The 22777-nt window shown below is 72.9% G+C and carries 21 protein-coding genes; 16 read left to right on the forward strand and 5 right to left on the reverse strand.

Translation table 11 applies throughout. The features are described from left to right. Positions 1 to 31 precede the first annotated feature (31 nt). Both ITX44_RS32060 and ITX44_RS32065 read right to left on the reverse strand, forming a co-directional pair. Positions 32 to 1291, reverse strand: coding sequence for a serpin family protein (locus ITX44_RS32060; RefSeq protein ID WP_205361755.1), 1260 nt, complete (start codon positions 1289 to 1291; stop codon positions 32 to 34). Between the two features lie 48 nt (positions 1292 to 1339). Further along, entirely contained in the window at positions 1340 to 2335 is a 996-nt protein-coding gene (locus ITX44_RS32065; RefSeq protein WP_205361765.1) for a polyphosphate kinase 2 family protein, read from the reverse strand. Between the two features lie 259 nt (positions 2336 to 2594). Between ITX44_RS32065 and ITX44_RS32070 the strand changes: the two genes are divergently transcribed. The 15 genes from ITX44_RS32070 to ITX44_RS32140 all read left to right on the forward strand — a co-directional run bounded on the left by ITX44_RS32070 (position 2595) and on the right by ITX44_RS32140 (position 18641). After that, positions 2595 to 3407: an N-acyl homoserine lactonase family protein gene (locus tag ITX44_RS32070; RefSeq protein ID WP_307795591.1), complete on the forward strand. Its 813-nt coding sequence runs from the start codon at positions 2595 to 2597 to the stop codon at positions 3405 to 3407. Next, a complete protein-coding gene (locus ITX44_RS32075; RefSeq protein ID WP_205361769.1) occupies positions 3404 to 4309 on the forward strand; it encodes an SDR family NAD(P)-dependent oxidoreductase in 906 nt (301 codons plus the stop codon). The genes ITX44_RS32070 and ITX44_RS32075 overlap by 4 nt, the downstream gene beginning before the upstream one ends. Continuing rightward, on the forward strand, positions 4302 to 5219 hold the full coding sequence (locus ITX44_RS32080; RefSeq protein ID WP_205361771.1) for an NAD(P)-dependent oxidoreductase: 918 nt from the start codon (positions 4302 to 4304) through the stop codon (positions 5217 to 5219). The genes ITX44_RS32075 and ITX44_RS32080 overlap by 8 nt, the downstream gene beginning before the upstream one ends. A 5-nt stretch (positions 5220 to 5224) precedes the next feature. After that, positions 5225 to 5611, forward strand: coding sequence for a cupin domain-containing protein (locus ITX44_RS32085; protein WP_205361856.1), 387 nt, complete (start codon positions 5225 to 5227; stop codon positions 5609 to 5611). A gap of 10 nt (positions 5612 to 5621) precedes the next feature. Next, on the forward strand, positions 5622 to 6089 hold the full coding sequence (locus tag ITX44_RS32090) for a carboxymuconolactone decarboxylase family protein (RefSeq protein WP_205361773.1): 468 nt from the start codon (positions 5622 to 5624) through the stop codon (positions 6087 to 6089). Continuing rightward, positions 6082 to 6978, forward strand: coding sequence for an NAD(P)-dependent oxidoreductase (locus ITX44_RS32095; protein ID WP_205361774.1), 897 nt, complete (start codon positions 6082 to 6084; stop codon positions 6976 to 6978). The genes ITX44_RS32090 and ITX44_RS32095 overlap by 8 nt, the downstream gene beginning before the upstream one ends. A gap of 136 nt (positions 6979 to 7114) precedes the next feature. Continuing rightward, on the forward strand, positions 7115 to 7957 hold the full coding sequence (locus ITX44_RS32100; RefSeq protein WP_205361776.1) for a carboxymuconolactone decarboxylase family protein: 843 nt from the start codon (positions 7115 to 7117) through the stop codon (positions 7955 to 7957). Next, positions 7957 to 8778 carry an enoyl-CoA hydratase/isomerase family protein gene (locus ITX44_RS32105; RefSeq protein WP_205361778.1) on the forward strand — a complete coding sequence of 274 codons (822 nt, stop codon included), beginning with the start codon at positions 7957 to 7959 and terminating at the stop codon, positions 8776 to 8778. Before ITX44_RS32100 ends, ITX44_RS32105 begins: the two co-directional genes overlap by 1 nt. Then, positions 8775 to 11204, forward strand: a complete 2430-nt coding sequence (locus ITX44_RS32110) for a CaiB/BaiF CoA-transferase family protein (protein ID WP_205361780.1) — start codon at positions 8775 to 8777, stop codon at positions 11202 to 11204. The genes ITX44_RS32105 and ITX44_RS32110 overlap by 4 nt, the downstream gene beginning before the upstream one ends. Continuing rightward, positions 11197 to 12486: a PrpF domain-containing protein gene (locus ITX44_RS32115; protein WP_205361782.1), complete on the forward strand. Its 1290-nt coding sequence runs from the start codon at positions 11197 to 11199 to the stop codon at positions 12484 to 12486. The genes ITX44_RS32110 and ITX44_RS32115 overlap by 8 nt, the downstream gene beginning before the upstream one ends. A gap of 202 nt (positions 12487 to 12688) precedes the next feature. Then, entirely contained in the window at positions 12689 to 13918 is a 1230-nt protein-coding gene (locus ITX44_RS32120) for an ABC transporter substrate-binding protein (RefSeq protein ID WP_205361784.1), read from the forward strand. Between the two features lie 91 nt (positions 13919 to 14009). Beyond that, the gene (locus tag ITX44_RS32125) at positions 14010 to 14882 is read left to right on the forward strand and encodes a branched-chain amino acid ABC transporter permease (RefSeq protein ID WP_205361786.1); all 873 of its coding nucleotides are present in this window, start codon (positions 14010 to 14012) and stop codon (positions 14880 to 14882) included. Positions 14883 to 14985: 103 nt separating this feature from the next. Next, complete coding sequence (locus ITX44_RS32130; protein WP_205361788.1) at positions 14986 to 16893, forward strand: branched-chain amino acid ABC transporter ATP-binding protein/permease; 1908 nt, start codon at positions 14986 to 14988, stop codon at positions 16891 to 16893. Next, entirely contained in the window at positions 16890 to 17621 is a 732-nt protein-coding gene (locus tag ITX44_RS32135; protein ID WP_205361791.1) for an ABC transporter ATP-binding protein, read from the forward strand. The genes ITX44_RS32130 and ITX44_RS32135 overlap by 4 nt, the downstream gene beginning before the upstream one ends. A 285-nt stretch (positions 17622 to 17906) precedes the next feature. Then, a complete protein-coding gene (locus tag ITX44_RS32140; RefSeq protein WP_205361793.1) occupies positions 17907 to 18641 on the forward strand; it encodes a GntR family transcriptional regulator in 735 nt (244 codons plus the stop codon). 143 nt (positions 18642 to 18784) lie between these two features. On the opposite strand, the gene ITX44_RS32145 is transcribed toward ITX44_RS32140, so the two are convergent. Together ITX44_RS32145 and ITX44_RS32150 are read right to left on the reverse strand one after the other, a co-directional pair. Continuing rightward, entirely contained in the window at positions 18785 to 19252 is a 468-nt protein-coding gene (locus ITX44_RS32145; RefSeq protein ID WP_205361801.1) for a Zn-ribbon domain-containing OB-fold protein, read from the reverse strand. Continuing rightward, positions 19249 to 20400: a thiolase family protein gene (locus ITX44_RS32150; RefSeq protein WP_205361802.1), complete on the reverse strand. Its 1152-nt coding sequence runs from the start codon at positions 20398 to 20400 to the stop codon at positions 19249 to 19251. The genes ITX44_RS32145 and ITX44_RS32150 overlap by 4 nt, the downstream gene beginning before the upstream one ends. Positions 20401 to 20632: 232 nt before the next feature. Here ITX44_RS32150 and ITX44_RS32155 point away from each other — a divergent pair, with 232 nt between their 5' ends. Further along, on the forward strand, positions 20633 to 21397 hold the full coding sequence (locus ITX44_RS32155) for a GntR family transcriptional regulator (protein ID WP_205361803.1): 765 nt from the start codon (positions 20633 to 20635) through the stop codon (positions 21395 to 21397). Positions 21398 to 21433: 36 nt separating this feature from the next. On the opposite strand, the gene ITX44_RS32160 is transcribed toward ITX44_RS32155, so the two are convergent. Beyond that, complete coding sequence (locus ITX44_RS32160) at positions 21434 to 22639, reverse strand: acyl-CoA dehydrogenase family protein (protein ID WP_205361804.1); 1206 nt, start codon at positions 22637 to 22639, stop codon at positions 21434 to 21436. Positions 22640 to 22777 lie beyond the last annotated feature (138 nt).

Genomic DNA, 22777 nt, shown 5'->3' on the forward strand with positions numbered 1-22777 from the left:
TTCCGGCGGGGCTCTCGGGGGGACCTACGGCTCACCAGCCGGGCTTCGCCGTCTCCGGCTCGGTCACCCATCCCGCGGTCAGGACCAGGCCGGTCCGGCGGTGGACGGCGAGGAAGCCGAACGGCCGGTCGAAGTCGACGGATACGTGCTTGGCCCGCGCCGGGGGCAGGGCCGCGCCCACCATCATCGACACCGCGGTCACCGCGGCGGCGACGAATCCGTCGGCGCTGAAGGACGCGGTCATGGTCTGCCCGGCCTGGCCGACGGCCAGCGGGACGTCGCTGATGCCGGGGAAGTGGCCGGTCCGGCGGTCGGTGGCCGTCGCGAGGCCGAACAGCTGCGGCCGGGCCAGCAGATCGTGGTCGGCCCGTACGGTGAAGGCGAACGTGGTGGTGTGCAGCAGCGCGTCGGGGGACCAGCTCGGGGCCAGTTCGACCGTGACGCCGGGCGCCCGCGTCCCCAGGGGCAGCGCGCTGCCGGGGAGTTGCGGATACGTGCCCGCGAGCACCTCGATCCCGGCCCGGAGCACCGTGGCGGGGCGTGCGCCGACCTCGCCGAGCAGCAGGTGGACGTCGATGCCGTTGTTCCCCCGCACCTCCAGCACGGTGAGCGGTCCGTGCGGGGTCGGGGCGACCCGCACCTGGTCCAGGTCGGTGCCGGTACGGGTGAGGGCCGCCAGGTCGCGGCGGCCCGTCCACGGACCGGCGGCCGGGACCGCCTGGGCCGGTTCGAAGGGCTGCCGCCAGGTGGTCTCCACGGTCAGGGCACTCGCCAGCACCATGCAGGCCCGCGGATCCAGGGACAGCGGGAAGGCGGGGATCAGACCGCGGGTGCCGTCGGCGGCCCAGGCGTCGAGGGCGGCGCGGTCGGCCGCCGGGTCGCCGGTCAGCCGGCCGGACACACCCGGGGGGAGCCGGGCCAGCCAGTCCTCGCGCAGGTTGAGGGCGGCTGACGTCCACACGCCGGTCACCGCGCTCACCCCGCGCGCCGCGTCCAGGGTGTCCAGCAGCGTACGGGCCCGGAGCGCGGCGATGTCCGGGCTCATGCCCAGCGCCTCCGCCAGCTCCGCGCGGGCGGGGCCGTGCGCGGCGGTGCCCAGGAAGGCGAGCAGCGGCCACAGCCCGACCGCGCTGAACGCCGTGCCCCCGGCCGCGCCCGCGGCGGCCCCCGCCCAGCGCGCGGTCAGCCCGTTGATCGCCGCGACGGCCGTGTCCTCAAGGCCACCGGGCAGTCCACCGGGCCCTGCTCCACCGGGCAGTCCACCGGCCCGCCGTACGTCCCCCGCGTCCATCCGACCGCTCCCCCCTGCCCCCGCCGGCGGGTCCGGGCCCGCACGGGATCACGTGCGCCCAGCATAGGGGTCGGGGCGCGCGCCCTTCGGGGCCTCGGACTCCAACTCGTGCTTGGCGGCTAGCAGTTCGCGACGGGCGTGGGCGCTGACCGCCGGGTAGCGCGGGTCGATGCCGATCAGCGTGTGGGCGAGGATCGCCGCCGTGCCGATCCGGGCGAACCACTTGCGGTCGGCCGGGACGACGTACCAGGGCGCCCACTGCGTGCTGGTGGCCGACAGCATCTCGGAGAACGCCCGCTGGTAGTCGTCCCACCAGCGGCGTTCGTGGATGTCGGCCGCGGAGAACTTCCAGTTCTTCTCGGGCAGGTCGATGCGCTTGAGGAAGCGCGCTCGCTGCTCCTCCTTGGACAGGTTCAGCAGGATCTTCACCACCGCGAAGCCGTTGTCGGTGAGGTAGCGCTCCCAGTCGTTGATCTCGCGGTAGCGGCGCCGCCACAGGTGCTTGCCGGCCGGCCGGTCCGGCAGCCGCTGCCGGTCCAGGACCTCGCGGTGCACCTTGACGACCAGGACCTCCTCGTAGTGCGACCGGTTGAAGATCGCGATCTCGCCGCGGGCGGGCAGCCGGCGGGCGTACCGCCACAGGTAGTCGTGGGACAGCTCCTCCGCGGAGGGCACCTTGAAGCTGGTCACGCGCACGCCCTGCGGGTTCACGCCGCTCATGACGTGGCGGATGGTGCCGTCCTTGCCGCCGGCGTCGAGCGCCTGGAGGCAGAGCAGGACGCCGCGCGTGCCCTGGGCGGCCAGCCGCGCCTGGTACTCGTCGAGCAGGGACACCCCGGCGCGCAGCAGGTCGATGCCCTCCTGCTTGCGCAGGCCGCCCCGGTAGCGGGGGTCGAAGTCCTTGCCGAGGTCCACGGCCGAGCCCGGGGCCACCCGCAGCGGCGCGATGAACTCCCTGATGCGCCCGGCCTGCCGGTCCGTCACCTCGCCGGCCGTCACCTCGCCGGCCGTCGGCTTTTCCGCCGTCACCGCCTTGTCCGCCATCACCGCGCGCCTTTCGTCCGTCCGTCACCGGGGATCACCGCTCGCCGGATCATCCCTCCGCCACGTTCCGCCCGGCGAAGCACGACGTCAAACGCACTTCCGCCGGGTCCGGGCCAGGTCATGGCACAAGGACCCTTGGCAGGATTGTCAGACAGTCATATAGTCAGGCGATCGGTCGTCGAAGAAGTCGAGCCAAAGGGGGCGATATGGCGCTTTGCCATGCCATCCCGTCGCTGTTCCCGGACGAGTGGGGGCGTCCGTGAGCACGTACGAGGTCGTCGTGGTCCGTTACGGGACGCGGCGGACGGTCCGCAGCGAGGTCTTCCTGAACTACTCGCTCTACGGCGAACCGGACGCGCCGATCGGAATGGACTACTTCTTCTGGATCGTGCGCGACGAGCAGCGCACCTTCGTGGTCGACACCGGCTTCAGCCGGGCCGGCGGCGCGAACCGGGCCCGCACGACCCTGATCGAGCCGGTCGAGGCGTTCCGGGCGCTCGGCGTGGACGCCGCGGACGCGCCGACGGTGATCGTCACGCACGCCCATTACGACCACATCGGCAATCTCGACCACTTCGACCGCTCCCCGGTCGTCGTGGCGCGGTCCGAGGTCGATTTCTGGGCCGGGCCGCACAGCCGGCGCACCCAGTTCCACCACTCCGTGGAGGACGCCGAACTGGCCGAACTCGCCGCCGTGGTGGACAGCGGCCGGGCGGTGCTCTTCGACGAGCGCATCACCGTCGCGGACGGCATCGAGGTCATCCGGGTCGGCGGCCACACACCGGGCCAGTCCGTGGTCCGGGTCGCGACCGCCGACGGGCCGGTGCTGCTCGCCTCGGACGCGCTCCACTACTACGAGGAGAGCGAGAAGGCGATGCCGTTCGTCTCGGTCGCCGATCTCGTCGAGATGTACGACGGCTTCGACACGATCGACGCCATGTCCGCCAGCGGCGCGGTGGCGCACGTGGTCAGCGGCCACGATCCGGTCACCCTCGACCGCTTCGGCCGGGACGGCGGCCCGCTCGGCGACGCGACCGCCGTGATCGGCGGGACCCGGGGGGCGCGGGCGTGAGCGCCGGAGCGAGCGACGAGAGGGGCATCCGTACCGGCGGCCGATTCCACGGCCGGGTCGCGGTCGTCACCGGCGCCGGGAACGGCCTCGGCCGGGGCAGCGCGCTGCGGCTGTCGCAGGAAGGCGCCCGGGTGGTCGTCGTCGACATCGACGAGGCGGCGGCCCGGCGCACCGCCGCCGAACTGCCGGGCGAGGCATTGGCCGTGGCCGCCGACGTGGCCGTGGAGGACGCGACCGAGCGCTGGGACGCCGCCGCGGTCGAGGCGTTCGGCCGGGTGGACCTCTACCACCTCAACGCCGGGATCTTCGGCACCTTCGCCCCGCTGCCCGACCTGACCGTCGAGGAGTTCGACCGGGTGCAGGCGGTGAACGTGCGCGGCCAGTTCCTCGGGCTGCGGGCCGCGTTCCGGCGGTTCCGCGCCCAGGGCGGCGGCGGCGCGATCGTGCTCACCGCGTCCATCGCGAGCCTGACCGGCAGCGCCGACCTGCTCGCGTACCAGACCTCCAAGCACGCCACGCTCGGCCTGCTGCGCGGCGCGGCGATGTACGGCGGGCCGCTCGGCGTCCGGGTGAACGCGGTCGCGCCGGGCATCGTGCCGACCGACCTGTTCGCCGCGGCGGCCGGCACGGTCGGCGGCAAGAACGACATGGAACTGCGGGCCTCCACCACGCCCCTGCGCCGGGCCGGGACCCCGGCCGACATCGCGGCGGTGACGGCGTTCCTGCTCAGCGACGACGCCGCGTACATGACCGGGCAGGTGGTCTCGGCCGACGGCGGCGCGAGCGTCGTCAACACCGTCCGCCCCTCCGGCGGGGCCGGGGCGTGGCCGGCCCGGGAGCACGACCAGGCGCTGTACGGCACCGCCGTGCCGTCCGCGGATACGGAGACATCGCATGAGTGAACGGATCGGATTCATCGGCCTGGGCAACATGGGCGGCCGGATGGTGAAACGCCTGGTCGCCGACGGCCGGGAGGTGCTCGGCTTCGACGTCCGGGAGGGCCTCGCGGCCTCGGTCGGCGCCCAGCCGGCCGCCAGCGCCGGCGAGGTGGCGGCCACCTGCGAGGTGGTCCTGCTCTCGCTGCCCGACAGCAAGGTGATCGAGAAGGTCGTGGGCGACGGGGACGGCGACGGCGTGCTCGCGCACGCCCGGGCCGGCCAGGTGATCGTGGACCTGAGCACGGCCGCCCCGGGGTCGACCCGCGCGCTCGCCGAGCGGTTCGCCGCCAGGGGCGCGACGTATCTCGACGCGGGCATCTCCGGCGGCGCCGCCGCTGCCGACAAGGGCGCGCTGACGCTCATGGTGGGCGGCGACCCCGAGGCGCTGGAGCGGGTCCACCCGGTGCTCGACGCCTTCTCGTCCCGGATCTTCTTCTGCGGCGCCAGCGGCGCCGGGCACACCGCCAAGGTCCTGAACAACTTCCTCAACGCGGTCGCGCTCGCCTCGACCGCCGAGGTGATGGTCGCCGGCAAGAAGGCCGGGCTGGACCTCGCCGTGCTGCTGGACATCCTCAACGCCAGCTCCGGCGTCAACTTCGCCACGCTGAATCGTTTCCCCAAGATCATTACGGGTGACTACCTGGAGGGCGGCCTCACCAACGCCCTGATGATGAAGGACGTCTCCCTCTACGCGGATCTCACGGCCGCCCTCGGGGTCGCCGCCCTCAACGCGAGCGGGCCGCTGGCCAGTTTCGGCCTCGCGAACGGCCTCGGCTACGCCGACCGGATCAGCAACACCGTCGTCGACGCGATCGGCGACATGTCCGGCGGCGTACGGCTGCACACCCCGGTCGCCGAAGGGGAGCAGGCGTGATCATCATGCCCGGCCGCTCGGCCGAACTCCCCGACTCCGCGCCCAAGTCCGACACCTTCAGCGGGCAGGTGTGGGCCGACCCGGTGCTGCCGGCCACCGACGGCGTGGTCATCAACACCGTCTTCTTCGCCCCCGGCGCCCGGACCTTCTGGCACCACCACGAGCACGGCCAGATCCTGCACGTCCTCGCCGGCTCCGGGCTGATCCGCAGCGAAGGCGGCCCGGTGGAGGCGCTGCGCCCCGGCGACGTGGTGTGGGTGCCGCCGGGCGAACGGCACTGGCACGGCGCCGGACCCGGCTCCTACCTCGTCCATCTCGCCATCTCGCTCGGCACCACGGTGTGGGCCGAGGAAGTCGCCGACACGCCCGGTGCCGGCTCCCGTCACGAGTGAGGACTCCCCGATGACGACACACCAGACGACAGAGCAGACGCCGGACCGGCCGACGGACCCGACCGCGGACGGTACGGCGGACCGCACGCACGCCGAGACGTACCGGCGCGGGCTGGACCTGCGCCGCGCGGTGCTCGGCGCCGAGCACGTCGACCGGTCCCTCGGCCAGGTCAGTGAGTTCGCCCGCCCGATGCAGGACCTCGTCACCGAGTACTGCTGGGGCGCGGTGTGGGGCCGTGAGGCGCTGGACCGCAAGACCCGCAGCCTGCTCAACCTCGGGATGCTCACCGCGCTGAACCGCTCCCACGAGTTGGCCGTCCACGTGCGCGGCGCGCGCACCAACGGCGCCTCGGTCGCCGAGATCCAGGAAGTGCTGCTGCAGACCGCGATCTACGTCGGCGTGCCGGCGGCGCTGGAGTCCTTCCGGGTCGCCGAGAAGGTGCTGCGGGAGCTCGGGGAGAGCGACGGCGATGAGTGAGGCACGCGACGCGGTGGCGTTCGTCGGGCTCGGCAAGATGGGCCTGCCGATGGCGAAGCGCCTGGTCGAGGGCGGTATCCGGACGGTCGGATACGACGTCGGCCCGGCGGCCCGGGACTCCTTCGCGGCGGCCGGCGGCGAGGTCGCGGACTCCGCGGCGGTCGCGGTCGCCGGGGCCGCGACGGTGATCCTGATGCTGCCCGACTCGGGCATCGTCGAATCCGTCCTGGACGACCCCGAGGTGGTTGCCGCGCTGGCACCCGGCACGACCGTCGTGGACATGAGCTCGTCGGAGCCGGCCCGTACCCGGGCGCTGGCCGAACGGCTGGCGGCCCGCGGCATCCCGATGATCGACGCCCCGGTGTCCGGCGGCGTGGCGCGGGCGGTCACCGGAAAGCTGGCGGTGATGGTCGGCGGGGACGACGCCGACGTGGAGCGGGCCGAACCGCTGCTGACCCTGCTCGGCACGATCTACCGGTCCGGCGGCGTCGGCAGCGGCCACGCGGTCAAGGCCCTCAACAACCTGATGTCGGCCACGCATCTGCTGGTCACCAGCGAGGCGATCCTGGCCGGCCGCCGGTTCGGCCTCGACCCGGCCCAGGTGCTGGAGATCGTCAACGCCTCCAGCGGGCGCAGCGGTTCCACCGAGAACAAGTGGCCGCGTTTCGTGCTGCCGGGCACGTACGACTCCGGGTTCGGGCTGCGGCTGATGCTCAAGGACATGCGGATCGCGGTGGCCCTGGCCGACCAGGTGGGCCTGCCCAGCCGGCTGGGCGCGGACGCGGTGGAGCTGTGGGCGAAGGCCGCCGAGGAACTGCCCGCCGACGCCGACCACACCGAGATCGCCCGTTGGCTCGACGAGCGCGCCGCGCCGCCCGCGGGGGACTGACCACCGGCCCCGCGCACCGGCGCACCCGCGGCGCGGGCGGCCCGGCCCGGCTGCGGCCGCTCGGCACCGCTCCAGCGGCCGCCCGGCACGACTCCAGCCACTTCACAGCACTTCAAGGCACCGGAAAAGGCACGACATGACACTCACCGCCCGTCAGGAAGAGATCAAGGCGCGGTTCATCGAGGTCCGCGGCACGTGGGGGCCGAGCTGGGACTCGATCCTGCGGCTCGACCCCGAATTCCTCCTCGCCTACCTCGACTTCTCCGCCGTGCCGTGGCGGCAGAACCACCTGACGCCCCAGGTGAAGGAACTGATCTACATAGCCGTCGACGCGAACGCGACGCACATGTACCTCCCCGGCGTGCGCCAGCACGTGCGGGCGGCGCTGGACGTCGGTGTGCCGCCGGCCCAGATCATGGAGGTGCTGGAGCTGTGCGCGACGCTCGGCATCCACGCCATGAACATCGGCGTACCGGTCCTGGTGCAGGTGCTGGAGGAGAGGGGCCTGCGCACCGCGCCCGCGCCGCTCACCGAGCGCCAGGAGCAGATCAAGGCGGAATTCACCGACGGCCGCGGCTACTGGAACCCGTTCTGGGACGAGATCCTCGAACTCGATCCCGAACTCTTCGCCGCCTACACCGAGTTCTCCACCGTGCCGTGGCGCGGCGGGACGCTGGAGCCGAAGGTCAGGGAACTCGTCTACATCGCCTTCGACACCGCGGCGACCCACCTCTACACCCTCGGCCTCAAGGCCCACATCGAGAACGCGCTCGGCTACGGCGCCACACCCCGGGAGATCCTGGAGGTGATGGAGATCGCCTCCGTCCTCGGCATCCACGCGGTCACCGCGGCGGCGCCGATCCTGGAGGAAGAGGTCCGGGCACAGCGCGCCGCCGGGAACGGAAGCACCGGCAACGGCGGCACCGGCAACGGCGGCACCGGCGATGACGGCGCCGCGCAGGACGGCGGGGCCGCGTGATGGCCGCGACCCCCGGCACCGACCGGCCGGCCCCCGGCGCCGAGCCCCCCGTCCTGGTCACCCGCGTCTCCGAGCGGGTCCGCCGCATCACCTTGAACCGGCCGCACAAACGCAACGCCCTGGACCGGGACGCCCGCCAGGCCCTGCGCGACGCGCTCGCGCAGTGCCAGGACGCGAGCGTGATCGTCCTGACCGGCGCGGGCGGCACCTTCTGTTCCGGCATGGACCTCTCCCAGCTCGCCACGAAGAGCCAGGCCGACGAGGACGAGCTCAACCGCAGTTGGCGGCAGGTCCAGGAGGACATCCGCCACCACCCCGCGATCGTCATCGCCTCGGTCGCCGGTTACGCACTCGGCGGCGGCGCGACCCTGATCAACACCTGCGACCTGGCCGTGGTGGCCGAGGACGCGCGGATCGGCACCCCGGAGATCGGCTTCGGCTTCTACCCGGGCCTGGCCGGGCCCGCCGCCCAACTGCGGCTGTCGGCCAAGCGCGCGGCGTGGATGGTGCTCACCGCGGACCGCATCGACGGCCGTACCGCCGTCGAGTGGGGCATGGCCAACCTCGCCGTGCCCGCCGCGGAGCTGGACATGCGTGCCGAGGAACTCGCCGAGCGGGTCGCCCGGTTCGACCCGGTGGCACTGGAGTGGTCGAAGAAGGCGCTCTGGCAGATCCCGATGCACATCGGCGAATGGCGGGCGGCGCTGGAGTTCGGCGCCTACGTCAACGCCGAGATCCACGCCCGGACCCGCTCGCACGAGGCCGCGCTCGACGGATTCCTCGACGGCGTCCGCCACCCCGGACAGGGGGCGGACCGATGACCCCGGCGGAACCCTCCCGGCCGCTGCGGGTGCTGGAGCTGACCGAGAGCGTCGCGGCCGGCGTGTGCGGGCGGCTGTTCGCCGGCCTCGGCCACGACGTGGTGCGCGGCCCGCTCGACCCGGCCGACCCGCTGCGCCACCGGGCGCCGCTCAACCCCGACGGCGTGTCCCTGGCGTACGTGGCGGTCCACTCCGGCAAGCGCGGCGTGAGCGCGGTCGGCGCCGACGGACGGCTGCTGCCCGACGCCGAGGCGCTGCTCGACGACACCGACGTCCTGGTGCTGGACGCGACCCCGCGACGGGCGCGCGAGCTGGGCCTGGACCCGCGGCGCCTCGCCGAGCGGTGGCCGGACCTGGTGGTCGTGCGGATCACCGGCTTCGGTTCCGGCGACGAGAACGATGACGCGTACGCCGACCTGCCCGCCGACAGCCTGCTCGCCGAGAGCTACGGCGGCCTGGCGCAGATGATCGGCGAGGCCGGCCGGCCGCCGCTGAGCCTCGGCGGCGAGCAGGCGGCGTACTGCGCCGGGGTCACCGGCTTCCTGGGCGCGATGCTGGCGCTGCTGCGCCGGGACCGCGGGCAGGGCGGCGACCTGGTCGAGGTCGCGATGTGCGACGTGGCCGCGTACATGGACTGGAAGAGCGACGTGAGCTGGTCGATGACCGGCGTCGCGCCGGGCCGGGCGGTACGCGACCAGGGCGACTGGCGGCTGGTGCGCACGGCGGACGGCTGGGCCGGGTTCATCTTCCTGCCGCGGCACTGGCCGCAGGTGGTCGAGCTGATCGGCGACCCGGCGCTGCGCGCCCCGGACCTGGCCGAGGAGGCGGTGCGCACCGAGCACCCGGAACGGTGGTGGCCGGTCATCGAGCGGTGGGCCGCGGTCCTGCCGGCGCACGAGGTCTACGCCCGGGCGCAGGAGCTGGGGCTGCCGTTCGGCTGGGTGGCGCGGATGTCGGACCTGGCCGCCTCGGAGCAGCTGGCCGGCCGGGGCTTCCTGGCGGACGGGCCGGACGCCCGCGCCGGGCGGGTGCCGGTGGTCGGCGGCCCGCTGCACGGCGCCGGCCTGGGCTGGGACGCGGGCGAGCCGCCGGAGGAGAAGCCGGGCGAAGCGGTGGAGTGGCTGCCGCGCGCGGTGGCCCCGCTGCCGTCGGCCGATGGTCGTACGGCCCGTCCGCCGCTGGACGGCGTCGTGGTCCTCGACTTCGGCACGATCACGGCGGGCGCCGCCGTGACCCGGCTGCTGGCCGACCACGGCGCGACGATCCTCAAGGTGGAGTGGCCGGGCCGGCCGGACACCTTCCGTACCTGGAAGCTGACCGAGACCGAACTGCGGGCCGCGGGCGAGCCGCCCACCTCGCCGTACTTCCCGTCGAACAACATCGGGAAGCTGGACGTCGCCATCGACCTCAAGACCGAGGCCGGGCGGGACGTGGTCCGCGGGCTGGCCCGGCACGCGCACATCGTGGTGGAGAACTTCCGGGTCGGCGTCACGCGGCGGCTCGGCATCGACGCGGCGACCCTGCGGGCGGAGAACCCGGCGCTGGTGTGCCTGTCGCTGTCCAGCCAGGGCCAGCGCGGCCCGGAGGCGGGCAACCGCTCCTTCGGGTCGACGCTCGACCTGCTGTCCGGGCTGGCGTCCGTGACCGGCTACCCCGACCGCGGGCCCACCTGGTCGTCGTACGAGGTGAACTACCCCGACCAGCTGGTCTCGCTGGTGGGCGCGGCGGCCGTCGCCTACTGCGTGCAGCAGGGGGTCACCGGCGCCGAGCTCGACCTGTCGCAGCGGGAGGCGGTCAGCTGGACGCTGTCCGCGCAGATCGCCGACTACGTCGTGAACGGCCACGATGCGCAGGTCACCGGCAACCGCCGGTCCGGCGCGGCGCCGCACGACACCTTCCCGGCCACCGGGACCGACAGCGGGGCCGACGCCTGGCTGGCGGTGGCGTGCACGAGCGACGCCCACCGGGCCGCGCTGGCGAGCTGGCTGGGCCGACCGGAACTCGCCGGGTGCGACGAGCGGTGGTGGGACGGCGAAGAGGCGTACGCGCTGATCGCCGCCGCCACCGGCGCGCTGGCCCGGGACGAGGCCGCGGCCGCCCTGCGCGCGGCGGGGGTGCCGGCCGTGCCCGTGCTCACCGCCGCCGACCGCGCGGTGACCCCGAGGTTCACCGAGCGCGGCGTCACCCTCGGCGGCGAGGGCCCGCCGGTGAAGGGCTCCCCGATGACGTTCGCCCGCTACGCGCCGCGGATCCGGCCCGTGGCACCGGCGATCGGAGAACACACCCGCGAGGTGCTGACCGGCGTCGTCGGCCTGGCCCCCGGGGAACTGCGGCGGCTGGAGGACGCCGGCGCTGTCCACTGCGCCCGGCCGGCGGGACCGGCCGGGACACCCACGGACGAAAGAGAGGCGAGGGCCGGTGACTGAGGACCGGGAGAACGAACGGGCGAACGACCCGGGGAACGGCCGGGCGGACAACCTGGCGGACACGGGCTTCCCGACCGGATTCATGGCCGCGGAAATGGTGTCGATCCCCGCGATGGTGATCCGGGGCGGCACCAGCAAGGGGGTGTTCCTGCGCGGGCGCGACCTGCCGGCGGACCGCTCCCTGTGGGGCCCGTATCTGATCGACATGTTCGGCGCGCGCGACGCCCGCCAGATCGACGGGATCGGCGGCGCGATGCCGACGACCAGCAAGTGCTGCATCGTCGAGGCGAGCGAGCGCCCCGACGCCGACGTGGACTACACCTTCGCCCAGATCGGCATCGGCGAGGAACGCGTCTACTGGGACTTCAACTGCGGCAACCTCACGCCCAGCGTGGGCACGTACGCGATCCTGGCCGGACTGGTGCCGGCCGTCGCGGGGCGCACCACCGTGCGGGTGTACCAGACGAACACCCGCATGCTGCTCACGATCGACGTGCCGACCGGCCCGGACGGCAGTCCGCTGGTCGCCGGTGACTTCGAGATGGCCGGGGTGACCGGGCCCGGCGCGCCGGTGACCACGGACTTCTCCCGCGCGATCGGGGCGTCGCTGGGCGGCGGGCTGTTCCCGACCGGCCGGCGCACCGATGTGATCACGGTGCCCGGGGTGGGCGAGGTGACCTGCTCGATCCTGGACCTGGCGAACATGTGCGTGTTCTTCCGCGCCGAGGACGCCGGGCTCACCGGGCTGGAGATGCCCGCCGAGGGCCCCCTCGGGGTCGCCGAGCGGTTCCACGAGGTACGCAGGGCGGCCCAGGACCTGCTGGGCGTGGACCACGGCAAGACGACGCCGTGGCCGGTGGCGATCACCGCGGCGCGGGACTTCGAGCTGTACGGCGGCGGGACGCTGGCCGCCGGCGACTACGACTTCGCGGTGCGCTTCGCCGGTATCCAGCCGATGCGGGACACCCTGCACGAGGCGTTCCCGGGCACGGCGAGCTGCTGCACGGCGGTGGCGGCGGTGACCGAGGGCACGGTCGTGCACGGCCTGTACGCGGGCCGCAAGCCCGGCAGCGTCCTGCTCGCCCACCCCTCGGGCGTCTCGGTGGTCGAGGCGGCCACCCACGACGAGGACGGGCAGTGCGTGGTCGACGCGGTCCGCATCGCCCGCACCGCCCGGCCGATCATGACCGGCACGGTGTTCGTCCGGAAGTCCGAGGTCGAGCGGCTGTGCTCGGTCATCCCCGCGGACGACCGCACGCGCTCGTCCGTACCGGCCGGCTGACCCCCGCCGGCGAATCGCAGCACGTCAGACCTATTGCTGTCCCCCGATTCGGGGGCTACAGTCGGCACACATTGTCAGCCTGTCAGACAATCTGACCGCCTTACGTGTGCACTTTCCGTACATCCTCCACCTTTCCCTCTTCATCCATCCAATGGGCACCCACATGGGCATCGACGGGACGCGAGTCCACGAGGAGTTGGTGATGGCAATACGCCACAGCGGACGGGTCGTTTCGCGGCTCGCCTCGGCTACGTACAGACGGGTCGGCGCGCGCGGAAGCGCGCTCGCCGCCGCCACGGCCGCCGCGGCCCTGGTCCTGAGCGCCTGCGGGGGCTCGGGCGCGGGCGGGGGCAACACGGCGACCGGCGACATCAAGCTGGGCATCTCGGTGCCCCTGAGCGGCGCGGTCGGGTCGAGCTGCTCGCCGATGAACCAGGCGATGCTCGCGTGGTTCAAGCACGTCAACGCGACGGGCGGCATCAACGGCCACCAGATCAAGGTCGACAACCGCGACGACGGCTACGACGCGGCCCGCTCGGTGACCAACACCAAGGCGTTCATCGCCGAGCACGTCGTGGCGGTCACCGGGCAGTGCGGCAGCCTCCAGCCGCCCGCCCAGCTGCCGCTGCTCAACGCGGCCAAGATCCCCTTCATGTACGTGTTCGGCGCCTCCACCTCGCTGCTGAAGCCGCTGAGCCCGATGTACTTCAACCTCATGCCGACCTACGGCAGCCAGCTGGTCGACGAGATCCCGTGGGTGTTCAAGGCGCACGGCCCCGGCACCGTCGCCCTGATGGACACCGTCACCCCGGACTCGCCGACCACCGCCAAGCAGGTCGAGGCGGCCGTCAAGGCGGCCGGCGGCACCTTCGTCGGCGACTACAAGGCCCCGCCCGGCACCGCGGACTTCGCGCCCGACGTGCTGAAGATCAAGCAGAAACACCCGGACTACGTCGTGCTCGACCAGATCCCGCAGGACGCCGCCCGGTTCACCCAGGCGATGACCGACAACGGGTTCGCGCCGAACAAGTTCCTGGTCGGCAGCAGCGCGGTCTCCCAGCAGACGTTCCTCAACGGCGTCTCGTCCGCGCTCCAGCCCAAGCTGCTGGTCTCCTCCGACACGATCGCGCCCGCCGGCGCCGGCACCACCCAGTGCGAGTCGGTGCTCAAGGCGGCGAACGTCAAGGTCGAGGACGTCACCCTGCGCGGGTGCGGCACGGCCCAGGTCGTGGAGAAGGTACTGCGGACGGCCAAGCAGCCGATCTCCAGCCAGGGCGTCGTGGCGGCCATGGAGAGCATGTCCGGCGTCAAGGCGTCCGAGATCTACCCGCCGGTCTCCTTCTCCGCCACCAATCACGTCGGGGTGTCCAGCCTCTACGTCTTCGGCGTGAAGAACGGCGCCTTCTACCAGGTCGGATCGATCGGCGGATGACGGTCCGCCGGCAAGGACGCGCTGTGGCGCGGCCGTACGAAGCCCTGCAACCGGCCACGCACGGCCGCCCCCGGCGGAGTGGGAGAACGACATGGGACTCGCAATATCGGTCATCGTGAGCGGCATCGCCTTCGGGCTGCTCATCGGAATGCTGGCCTTCATCCTGGTCTTCCTCTACAAGACGACAGGAGTGGCCAACTTCGCGGTCGGCAACATCGGCATGTTCGAGACGTTCATCGTCTACGAGCTGTGGAAGAACGGCATGGGGCTGTGGCCCGCGGCCGGTGTCGGGCTGGTGTGCAGCGCCGTGTTCGGGGTGCTGATCTACCAGTTGGTGCTGCGGCCCTTCGGCGGCAACCAGGCCAACACACTGGTCCGTACGGTCGCGCTGTTCCTGCTGCTGGCGGCGATGGCGGACGTGTTCTTCGGGCAGGACCAGCCGTATCACTTCCCGTCGCTGCTGCCGACCGGCGGCACCAAGGTCGGCGGTGTGCTGCTGCGCTGGTCCGACCTGATCACCGTCGGGATCGTGCTGGTGATCGTGACCGGGTTCGTCGCGATGTTCCGCTGGACCCGGCTCGGCCTGCAGTTCCTCGCGGTCGCGCAGCGCCCCGAGACCGCGCGCCTGCTGGGCGTGCGGGCCCAGCGCCTCTCGACGATCGCCTACATGCTCGCGGGATGCCTGGCCCTGCTGATCGGCCTGCTGCTGGCGCCCAAGCAACTGCTCTTCTCGCAGATGATGAACCCGATCCTGCTGTTCGCCTTCGCGGCGGCGGTCGTCGGCGGCTTCACCAGCCTCGGGGGCACGTTCGTCGGCGGCATCATCATCGGCGTGGTGACCGACCTGGTCACCACCTACGTGGGCAGCGACCTGACGCTGGCGAGCGCGCTCGCGATCATGCTGCTCACCCTCGCGGTCCGCCCGAACGGACTGTTCGGCACCGCCCAGGTGAGGCGGCTGTGAACACCCCCATGGACACCTGCGCGAACCCCCTCACGAACCCCCTCACGAACACCCCCGTGCACACCCCCTCCCGTAATTGTCACGACCCCCGGGGAGTTGAATCATGCTGACGCGCGCCAGGGACAAGGTGGGATGGCCGGCGCTGACGCTCCTACTGCTGCTGGCGCTCGCGCCGCTGGTGGTCCGCGGCGTCAGCGAGCAGGGCATCCTCGTCCAGGCCATGATCTACGCGGTCGGCGCCGTCGGCCTCGACGTGCTGACCGGCTACTCCGGCCAGTTCTCCTTCGGCCAGTTCGTCTACTTCGCGATCGGTGCCTACGTGATGGCGGCGGTGCGGGTCAACGGGCACTGGCCGTGGCTGCCGGCGATCATCGCCGGTGTGGCCGCCTCGACCCTGGTCGCCGCGGTCATCGGCTCGCTGTTCGTCCGGCTGCGGTTCTTCGGCTCGGCGGTGGGCACGTTCTTCCTCGGCGCGGTGGCGGTGGACCTGATCAGCGGTTCCCGGCTCTCGCACTGGACCGGCGGCTCCAACGGCCTGGCGGTGCTGCCCGTCACCATCGGCGCCAACAGCCTGTCCACCGGCGACTGGCTCTACTACACGGTGTGGATCGCGCTCGCGCTCAGCGTGGCCGTGTGCCTGCGCTACACCAAGGTGCGGGCCGGCCGGGCGGCCCGGGTGGTGAAGGAGAACGAGGTCGTCGCGGCGGTCCTGGGCGTACGCGTGTTCCGCGAGAAGGTCCGCGCGCAGGCCCTGGCAGGGGCCGTGGCCGGACTCGCCGGCTGCATGCTGGCCCTGGAGGTCGGCTACCTGTCCCCCGACACCTTCGGCATCAGCCAGTCCATCGAGCTCTTCGCGATCGTCGCGGTCGGCGGCACCGGCAGCATCGTCGGACCGATCCTCGGGGCGGTCTTCTTCTTCAGCATGGTCAACGGGCTGGCGTCCACGTCGGCCTCGTCCTCGCAGCTCCTGTTCTCCCTCGTCGTGCTCGTCGTGGTGGTCCTCTTCAACGGGGGCCTGTACGACCTGCTCGAGAAGGGCACGCGCAAGCTCCTCGGGCTGCGGCGGTCCGACGCGGGCGCGCACAAGAAGGACGCGCAGGTCGCCGGGCGGGCGCAGGCGGAACGGACCGAACCGGTGGCCGCGGCGGCCGTGGCCGAGCCGCTTTCCGGCGCGCTCGCCGAGTCGCCCGCCACGGTGTCCTTCGCGCAGCCGTCCGCGGACCGGGCGCGGGTGCGCACCGGCCCGCCGCTGCTCGAACTGGCCGGCATCGGCGTCGACTTCGGCGGTGTACGGGCGCTGGACGCCGTGGACCTGACGGTCGGCCGGGGCGAGGTGCACGCCATCATCGGCCCCAACGGCGCCGGCAAGACGACGCTGCTCAACTGCATCAGCGGCATCCAGCCCGCCACGGGCCGGGTCGTGCTCGACAGTGACGACCTGACCTCGCTGCCGGTCTCGGTCCGCCGGGCCCGCGGCATCTCCCGGACCTTCCAGCACCCCGCGCTGGTCGCGGACCTGACCGTGCTGCAGAACGTCGAGGTCGGCGCGTACGAGACCCACAACGGCTCGGCCGTCCTCGAAATGGCCGGGCTGCCCGGCACCCGCCGCCGGGACCGCGTCGCGCGCGACCGCGCCGTGCACGCACTGGAGCTGCTGGAATTCCCCCGGGAGCGCTGGGACGTCCACGCCGGTGAGCTGACCATGGGCGAGCAGAAGCACATCGACATCGCGCGGGCCCTGGCCAGCGAGCCGAAGCTGCTGCTGCTCGACGAACCGACCGCCGGCCTCGGCGAGGAGGAGATCGGCGCCGTCGCCAACGCCATCGAGGGCGTACGGCGGGCCGGGGTGACCGTGCTGGTGATCGCCCACCACGTGGGATTCGTCCGGCGGATCGCCGACGCCTGCACGGTCCTGGACTTCGGCCGCGTGCTCACCTCGGGCACCGCGGGCGAGGTGCTGGCCGACGACCAGGTCGTCGACGTGTTCGTCGGAGCCGGGAGGAAGTCATGAGCACCGTGAAGGACGTGAAGGAGCAGCCGACCGCCGGGCGGACCACCGCCGGGCTGCGCATCGAGGACCTGCATGTGCGGTTCTCAGGCGCGCGGGTGATCGACGGACTGTCGCTCACCGTCGCGCCCGGGGAGATCGTGGGCCTGGCCGGGCGCAACGGCGCGGGCAAGACCACCACCCTGCGGGCGGTCTCCGGGCTCGCGGCGCGCAGCGGCGGCACCGTCGAACTCGACGGCGTACGGCTGCCGTCGCGGCCCGAGGCGGTCGCCCGGGCCGGCGTCGCGCACGTGCCGGAGGGCCGCGGCATCTTCGCCGACCTGACGGTCGAGGAGAACATCCGGCTCGGGCTGGTCCGGAAGGTGCCCGCCGAGCAGACGCTGCGCGGGGCGCTGGAGGAGGCGTTCCCGGCCGTCGTCCGGCTGCGCGGGCAGAAGGCCGGCCGGCTCAGCGGCGGCGAGCAGCAGATGGTGGCCCTCTTCCGCGGGCTGATCGGCGCTCCCAAGGTGCTGCTGGTGGACGAGATGAGCCTCGGCCTGTCGCCGCGGGCCCTGCTCACCGCCATCGAGGCGCTGGCCGCGCTCGGGCGCGCGCACGACATCGGCGTGCTGGTCGTCGACCAGAACAGCCGCATGCTGCACGAGCACTGCGACCGGGTGTACCTGCTCGGCGGCGGACGGGTGCGGCTGTGGGACGACGCCGGCGACATCGCGTCGGCGTACTTCGAGTGAGCACCGAGTGAGCACCGAGTGAGCGCCGCGCACGCGGTGTGCACCCGGTGTGCCGGGCGAGTGCGCCGGGCAGCCGCGGGTCCGGGCCGGCCGCGCCCGCATGGGGCGGCCGGTGAACGGGCAAGCCCTATGCTGGGTGCGCGCACCGGCTCATTGTCAGACAATGTTGGAGCCGTGCCGGCGTTCCCGGATTCCGCCCGCCGACACGGGCGCCGGCGCTCCGGGACGCGGCACCCGGGCACGACCAGCGACCGGCCGGGAAGGTCATACGTGGGAGGACACACCGTGGGTTCGGACAAGACAACGGCGGGCGGCACGGCCGGAGCGCCCTTCGCCGGTGCTCGGATCGGCCGCGTCGCCGCCCCCATTCGCGAGCAGGTCCTCGACGTGATCCGGCAGGGCATCCTCGACTTCCAGCTGCGGCCGGGCCAGCGCCTCATCGAGCGGGAGCTGATCGAGCAGCTGGGCGTCTCCCGACCGACCATCCGCGAGGTGCTCTCCCGCCTGGTCGCCGAGGGCCTGGTGACCATCCAGCCGCAGCACGGTGCGATCGTCGCGGTGCTCTCGCCCGTCGAGGCCGAGGACATCTACGAGATGCGGGTGCCGCTGGAAGTGCTGGTGATGCAGCGCTTCGTGAAGCGGGCCACCGACGAGGAGATCGTCGAGCTGCGCCGCGCGCTGGAGCGGATCGAGGAGATCACCGAGGCCGGCTCGGAGACGCAGAGCCGGCTGCGGGCGAAGGACGACTTCTACCAGATCGTGTTCGAGGGCGCCCGCAGCCCGGCGCTGGCACAGACGCTGCAGACCATGCAGGGCCGCATCCGGCTGCTGCGCGCCACCTCGCTGGCCACCCCCGGACGCCCGGAGGCGTCCCTGGAGGAGATCCGCGCGCTGGTCGACGCGATCGAGCGGCGCGACCTCAACGACGTGGCCGCGGCCGCGACCGCGCACGTACGGAACGCGTCGGCGAGCGCGCTGAGCAGGCTGGCCGAGACCGATCCGGACGCCAAGGAGCAATAGGTGTGAGGCGGCGCCGGGCCGGCCCCCTGAGCCGCCCCGGCGCCCGTACAGCCCCCCAGGCCAGGACCCCCGTCCCGGCAGCCCCCGAGGGCGCCGGAACGGGGGTCCTTCCATGACCGGTTCAGGCCCGCTTCAGGCCCGGCTCACGCCAACTGCCAGCGGACGAAGGTGACCTCGTCGTTCACCGGCTCGAACACGGCGGTGACCGCGCGGCCGATCACCATGTCGCCGGGTTCGCCGCGCATGATGCCGTACATCTTCAGCCCGCAGGTCAGCTCCACCAGACCGACCACGTACGGCAGGTCGGCGGCGAAGGCGGGGTCGAGGGCGCGGCGGTAGGTCGCGTAGCTCCACAGGGTCCCGCGCGGCTCGACCTCCTCCCACCCGAACCCGGAGTGCCAGCACTCCGGGCAGACCGGCTCCGGCGGCCACAGGCGGTAGCCGCAGGCCGTGCAGCGCGGGACGGTGAGCCGGCCCTCGCGGGTCGCCGCCCAGAAGGGCGCGGTCACCGGGTCGGACAGGTCGGGCAGCGGCTTTTCGGGCAGCGGTTCGTCCGTCAGGGGCTGGTCGGTCAGGGGCTTGTCCGTCAGGGGTTTGTCGATCGCGCTCATGCCGCGCTCCGGGTGGAGAGGATGGTGGCGGCGCCCTTCCAGAAGTCGTGCGTCTGGGCGTGCAGGGCGACGGCGGCCCCCGGGACCTGCCGGTCGCCGGCCGCGCCCCGCAGCTGGGTCACCGCCTCGTACAGATGCATCCAGTTGTGCGTGTAGCTCTCGGACAGCTGGCCGCCGTGCGTGTTGACCGGCAGCCGCCCGCCCGGCCGGGTGTGGCCCTCGGCCAGGAACGGACCGGCCTCCCCGAGCCCGCAGAAGCCGTACCACTCCAGCATCTGCAGCACCCACACCGACGTGCCGTCCTGGAGATACGCGAGGTCGATGTCGGCCGGCCCGAGTCCGGCGTTCCGGTACACCTGGTCCGCGATGCCGCCCAGCCACGGCCGCATCAGCTTGTCCTCGTTCTGCTCGTTGCGGATCGCCGAGCGCTGCGACATGCCCAGGGCGTACACCGGCTTGTCGTGCAGGTCGGCGGCGCGTTCGGCGCTGGTGACGACGAAGGCCGCGCCGCCGTCGGAGATGACGGTCAGGTCGGCCCGCCGCAGCGGCTCGACCACGTACGGCTGGGCCAGGTAGTCGTCGATCGTCATCGGGGCACGGAAGACGGCGCGGGGGTTGAGCGCCGCCCACTCGCGCTGCGCGACGCCCACCCAGCCCAACTGCTCCTCGGTCGTGCCGTACAGGTGCATGTGCCGGCGGGCGGCCATCGCGGCGGGCCCGGCGACGTGCAGGAAGCCGGTCAGCGCGGCCCACTGCGCCGAGCCGCCGATCGGCCGGCTGAACCCGATGCGCGCGCTGCGGGCGTTGGTCCCGTACGTGAGCAGCACGGTGCTCGCCAGGCCCGCCTGGATGGCCATCGCCGCCAGGTGCAGCGAGAAGCCGGCCATGCCGTAGTCCAGCGTGGTGCTGTAGTCGGGGTTGATGCCGAGCAGCGGGCCCAGGCCCTCGTCCGTGCCGTGGCTGGTGAGCGGGGCCTTGCAGGTGATCAGCCCGTCGATCGCGGACTTGTCGATCCCGGCGTCGCGCAGTGCGGCCGCGGCGGCGCGTACGGCGATCACCTCCGGCGACTCGCCGGGTATCTCCCCTTGTTCCGTGGCCCCGGCGCCGATGACGGCGATCCCGGGGTGCGGCCCGACTGCTGTACCCACGTCCGCTCCCTGCTGTTCCTGTTGGTGCCGGTGTTCCTGTTGTTTCTTTGTCAGATCCTGGCGTCAGTTCCGGTGTCAGTTCGTCCGACTGTCAGACGATACTATCGGGGAAGGCTCGTCGGGCACCATGCCCGAGCCGGAATCCCCGGGCCGGCCGACCGCCGGCCGGCCCGCGGTGACCCGGTGCGAGCCCCGGTTCACAGGCCGGTCACGGGCCACGGGGGTGGATGGGATGAGCGTGGACGAGCCGCGTGGAGCGGACGGGTCGGCGCAGGGCGCTTCGCGGGGAGCGGCGGCCGGCGGCTGGCGGCCCACGGCGATCGGCCGGGTGTCGGCGCCGCTGCGCAAGCAGGTGCTCGACATCGTGCGCCGGGAGATCCTCGACTTCCGGCTGCGCCCCGGCGAGCGGCTGATCGAGCGCGAACTCATGGAACGGCTCGGGGTGTCCCGGGCGACGGTGCGCGAAGTCGTCGTACGCCTGGAGTCGGAGGGTCTGGTGACCACCGTCCCGCAGCGCGGCGCGATCGTCACCGTACTGACCGTCGCCGAGGCCGCCGACATCTACGAATTGCGCGTGGTCCTCGAAATGCTCGCCGCCCGGCGCTTCGTGGAGCGGGCCACCGACGAGCAGGTGCGGCGGCTGCGCCAGGTGTACGACGACCTCGCCGCGCTGTCCGTCGCGCCGGACGACACCCTCGGGATGCTGCGTGCCAAGGACGCCTTCTACGCGATCCTGCTGGAGGGCGCGGCCAGTCCGGTGCTCACCTGGACCCTCACCGGCCTGCAGAGCCGGGTTCGCCTGCTGCGCGGCGCCTCCCTGTCGGTGCCCGGCCGTGCCGCGTCGAGCCTGGAGGAGATCCACGCCATCGTGCGCTCGGTCGAGGCCCGCGACGCCGAAGCCGCGGCCGAGGCCAGCGCGACCCACATCCGCAACGCCGCCCGCATCGGCCTGGCCCGCATGTCGGAGGAGCCCCCGCCCGCGGACCCGTCGCGGTGACGGGAAGGCGGGGCGGGGGCCCGGTCGGTACCCGAATCAGCGGCGGTACACCAGCGGACCGCCGAGCAGGTACTGGCCGACGGTCTCGAAGTGCGAGGAGGAGACCGTGATGTGCTTGGCCGCGGAGTTCACGTCACGGAAGCACTTCTCCAGCCGGCTCCCGGTGAACATCGAGCTGGACCCGGCGAGCCGGTAGAGGCCGTCGACCGCCTCGACCGCGTGCTCGGCGACGGTCGCCGAGGTGATCCGGACCAGCGCGCTCAGCCCCTGGCCGCCGTCCTCGCCGTGCGCGGTCAGCTCCCCGATGGTGTCGGCCAGCAGCACCTCGGCCAGCCGGATCCGCATCTCGAGGCGGGCCAGCTTCTCCTGCGCGGTGTGGCTCCCGGCCAGCGTGGTGCCCGAGGCCGCGGGCGTCTTGGCGAGCGCGAGTTCCTTGAAGGAGGCGAGGGCGTCCTGTGCGATGCCCAGCGTCACCGCCGCCGCGCCGATCCCGAAGTCGTAGTACGAGACGGGGTACGCGCGCGACGGGCGGGCCGGCGGCGGCAGGAACAGGTCCGCGTTGGAGACCGTGTACTCGGTGGCGACGAACGTGCCGGGCACGTCGAAGTCGTCGCTGCCGGTGCCGCGCATGCCGAGGGTGCGCCAGGTGTCGTGCATCCTGGTCTCGGACTTCGGGACGAACAGCATGCGGATCTCGGGGATGCCGTCGGGGCCGATCCGCCGCTGCCCGTCCTGTGTGACGAACGCGGTGGTCACCAGCCAGTCGGCGTGCCGGTAGCCGCTGCCGTTGCCCCACCGGCCGCTGAGCAGGTAGCCGCCCTCGACGGCCTCGGCCGCGCCCGACGGGTTGACCCCGCCGATGACCAGGCCGGTGTGGTCCTTGAACAGCTTGCGGGAGGTCGGCTCTGGCAGGTAGTCCGAGACCCGCGCGACCGCGCCCTGCACCGCCATCTGCCAGCCGAGCGAACCGTCGTGCCGGGACAGGGCCTGCAGGACCGCGGAGGCGGTGGAGATCGCGACCTGGCCGCCGCCGAACTCGCGCGAGGCCGTCATCCGGTGGAACCCCGCGGCGCGCAGCGCGTCCATCACCTCGGTCGGGGTGAAGCGCTGCTCCTCGGCGGTCGCGCGGTGCGACTCGATGACATCGGCGACCGCCTCGACCCGGCCGACCCAGTCGGCGGTCTCGGGCGAGGGGTCGGGGCTGCGCAGAAGGGCCGGTGCGGGCGGTGTGGCGATGGACATTTGTGTTTCCCCCAGGTGGTGATCGGACGGGCTGCGTGGTGGACGGGCTGCTTGGCTGGTGCGGGTGTGCGGGTGTGCGGCGGTGCGGACGGCTCAGTGCTGAGGGCCCAGTGGTGAGGGCCCAGTGGTGACGGCGGG

Source organism: Actinacidiphila acididurans (genome assembly GCF_016918855.1).
In the GTDB taxonomy this organism is placed as follows: domain Bacteria; phylum Actinomycetota; class Actinomycetes; order Streptomycetales; family Streptomycetaceae; genus Actinacidiphila; species Actinacidiphila acididurans.

Bases quoted from the DNA above. Each gene is read 5' to 3' on its own strand.
- ITX44_RS32160 (WP_205361804.1), bottom strand. From the start codon at position 22,639: ATGTCCATCGCCACACCGCCCGCACCGGCCCTTCTGCGCAGCCCCGAC.
- ITX44_RS32125 (WP_205361786.1), top strand. From the start codon at position 14,010: ATGGGACTCGCAATATCGGTCATCGTGAGCGGCATCGCCTTCGGGCTG.
- ITX44_RS32080 (WP_205361771.1), top strand. From the start codon at position 4,302: ATGAGTGAACGGATCGGATTCATCGGCCTGGGCAACATGGGCGGCCGG.
- ITX44_RS32060 (WP_205361755.1), bottom strand. From the start codon at position 1,291: ATGGACGCGGGGGACGTACGGCGGGCCGGTGGACTGCCCGGTGGAGCA.
- ITX44_RS32095 (WP_205361774.1), top strand. From the start codon at position 6,082: ATGAGTGAGGCACGCGACGCGGTGGCGTTCGTCGGGCTCGGCAAGATG.
- ITX44_RS32135 (WP_205361791.1), top strand. From the start codon at position 16,890: ATGAGCACCGTGAAGGACGTGAAGGAGCAGCCGACCGCCGGGCGGACC.
- ITX44_RS32130 (WP_205361788.1), top strand. From the start codon at position 14,986: ATGCTGACGCGCGCCAGGGACAAGGTGGGATGGCCGGCGCTGACGCTC.
- ITX44_RS32145 (WP_205361801.1), bottom strand. From the start codon at position 19,252: ATGAGCGCGATCGACAAACCCCTGACGGACAAGCCCCTGACCGACCAG.
- ITX44_RS32085 (WP_205361856.1), top strand. From the start codon at position 5,225: ATGCCCGGCCGCTCGGCCGAACTCCCCGACTCCGCGCCCAAGTCCGAC.
- ITX44_RS32090 (WP_205361773.1), top strand. From the start codon at position 5,622: ATGACGACACACCAGACGACAGAGCAGACGCCGGACCGGCCGACGGAC.
- ITX44_RS32105 (WP_205361778.1), top strand. From the start codon at position 7,957: ATGGCCGCGACCCCCGGCACCGACCGGCCGGCCCCCGGCGCCGAGCCC.
- ITX44_RS32065 (WP_205361765.1), bottom strand. From the start codon at position 2,335: ATGGCGGACAAGGCGGTGACGGCGGAAAAGCCGACGGCCGGCGAGGTG.
- ITX44_RS32155 (WP_205361803.1), top strand. From the start codon at position 20,633: ATGAGCGTGGACGAGCCGCGTGGAGCGGACGGGTCGGCGCAGGGCGCT.
- ITX44_RS32100 (WP_205361776.1), top strand. From the start codon at position 7,115: ATGACACTCACCGCCCGTCAGGAAGAGATCAAGGCGCGGTTCATCGAG.
- ITX44_RS32110 (WP_205361780.1), top strand. From the start codon at position 8,775: ATGACCCCGGCGGAACCCTCCCGGCCGCTGCGGGTGCTGGAGCTGACC.
- ITX44_RS32120 (WP_205361784.1), top strand. From the start codon at position 12,689: ATGGCAATACGCCACAGCGGACGGGTCGTTTCGCGGCTCGCCTCGGCT.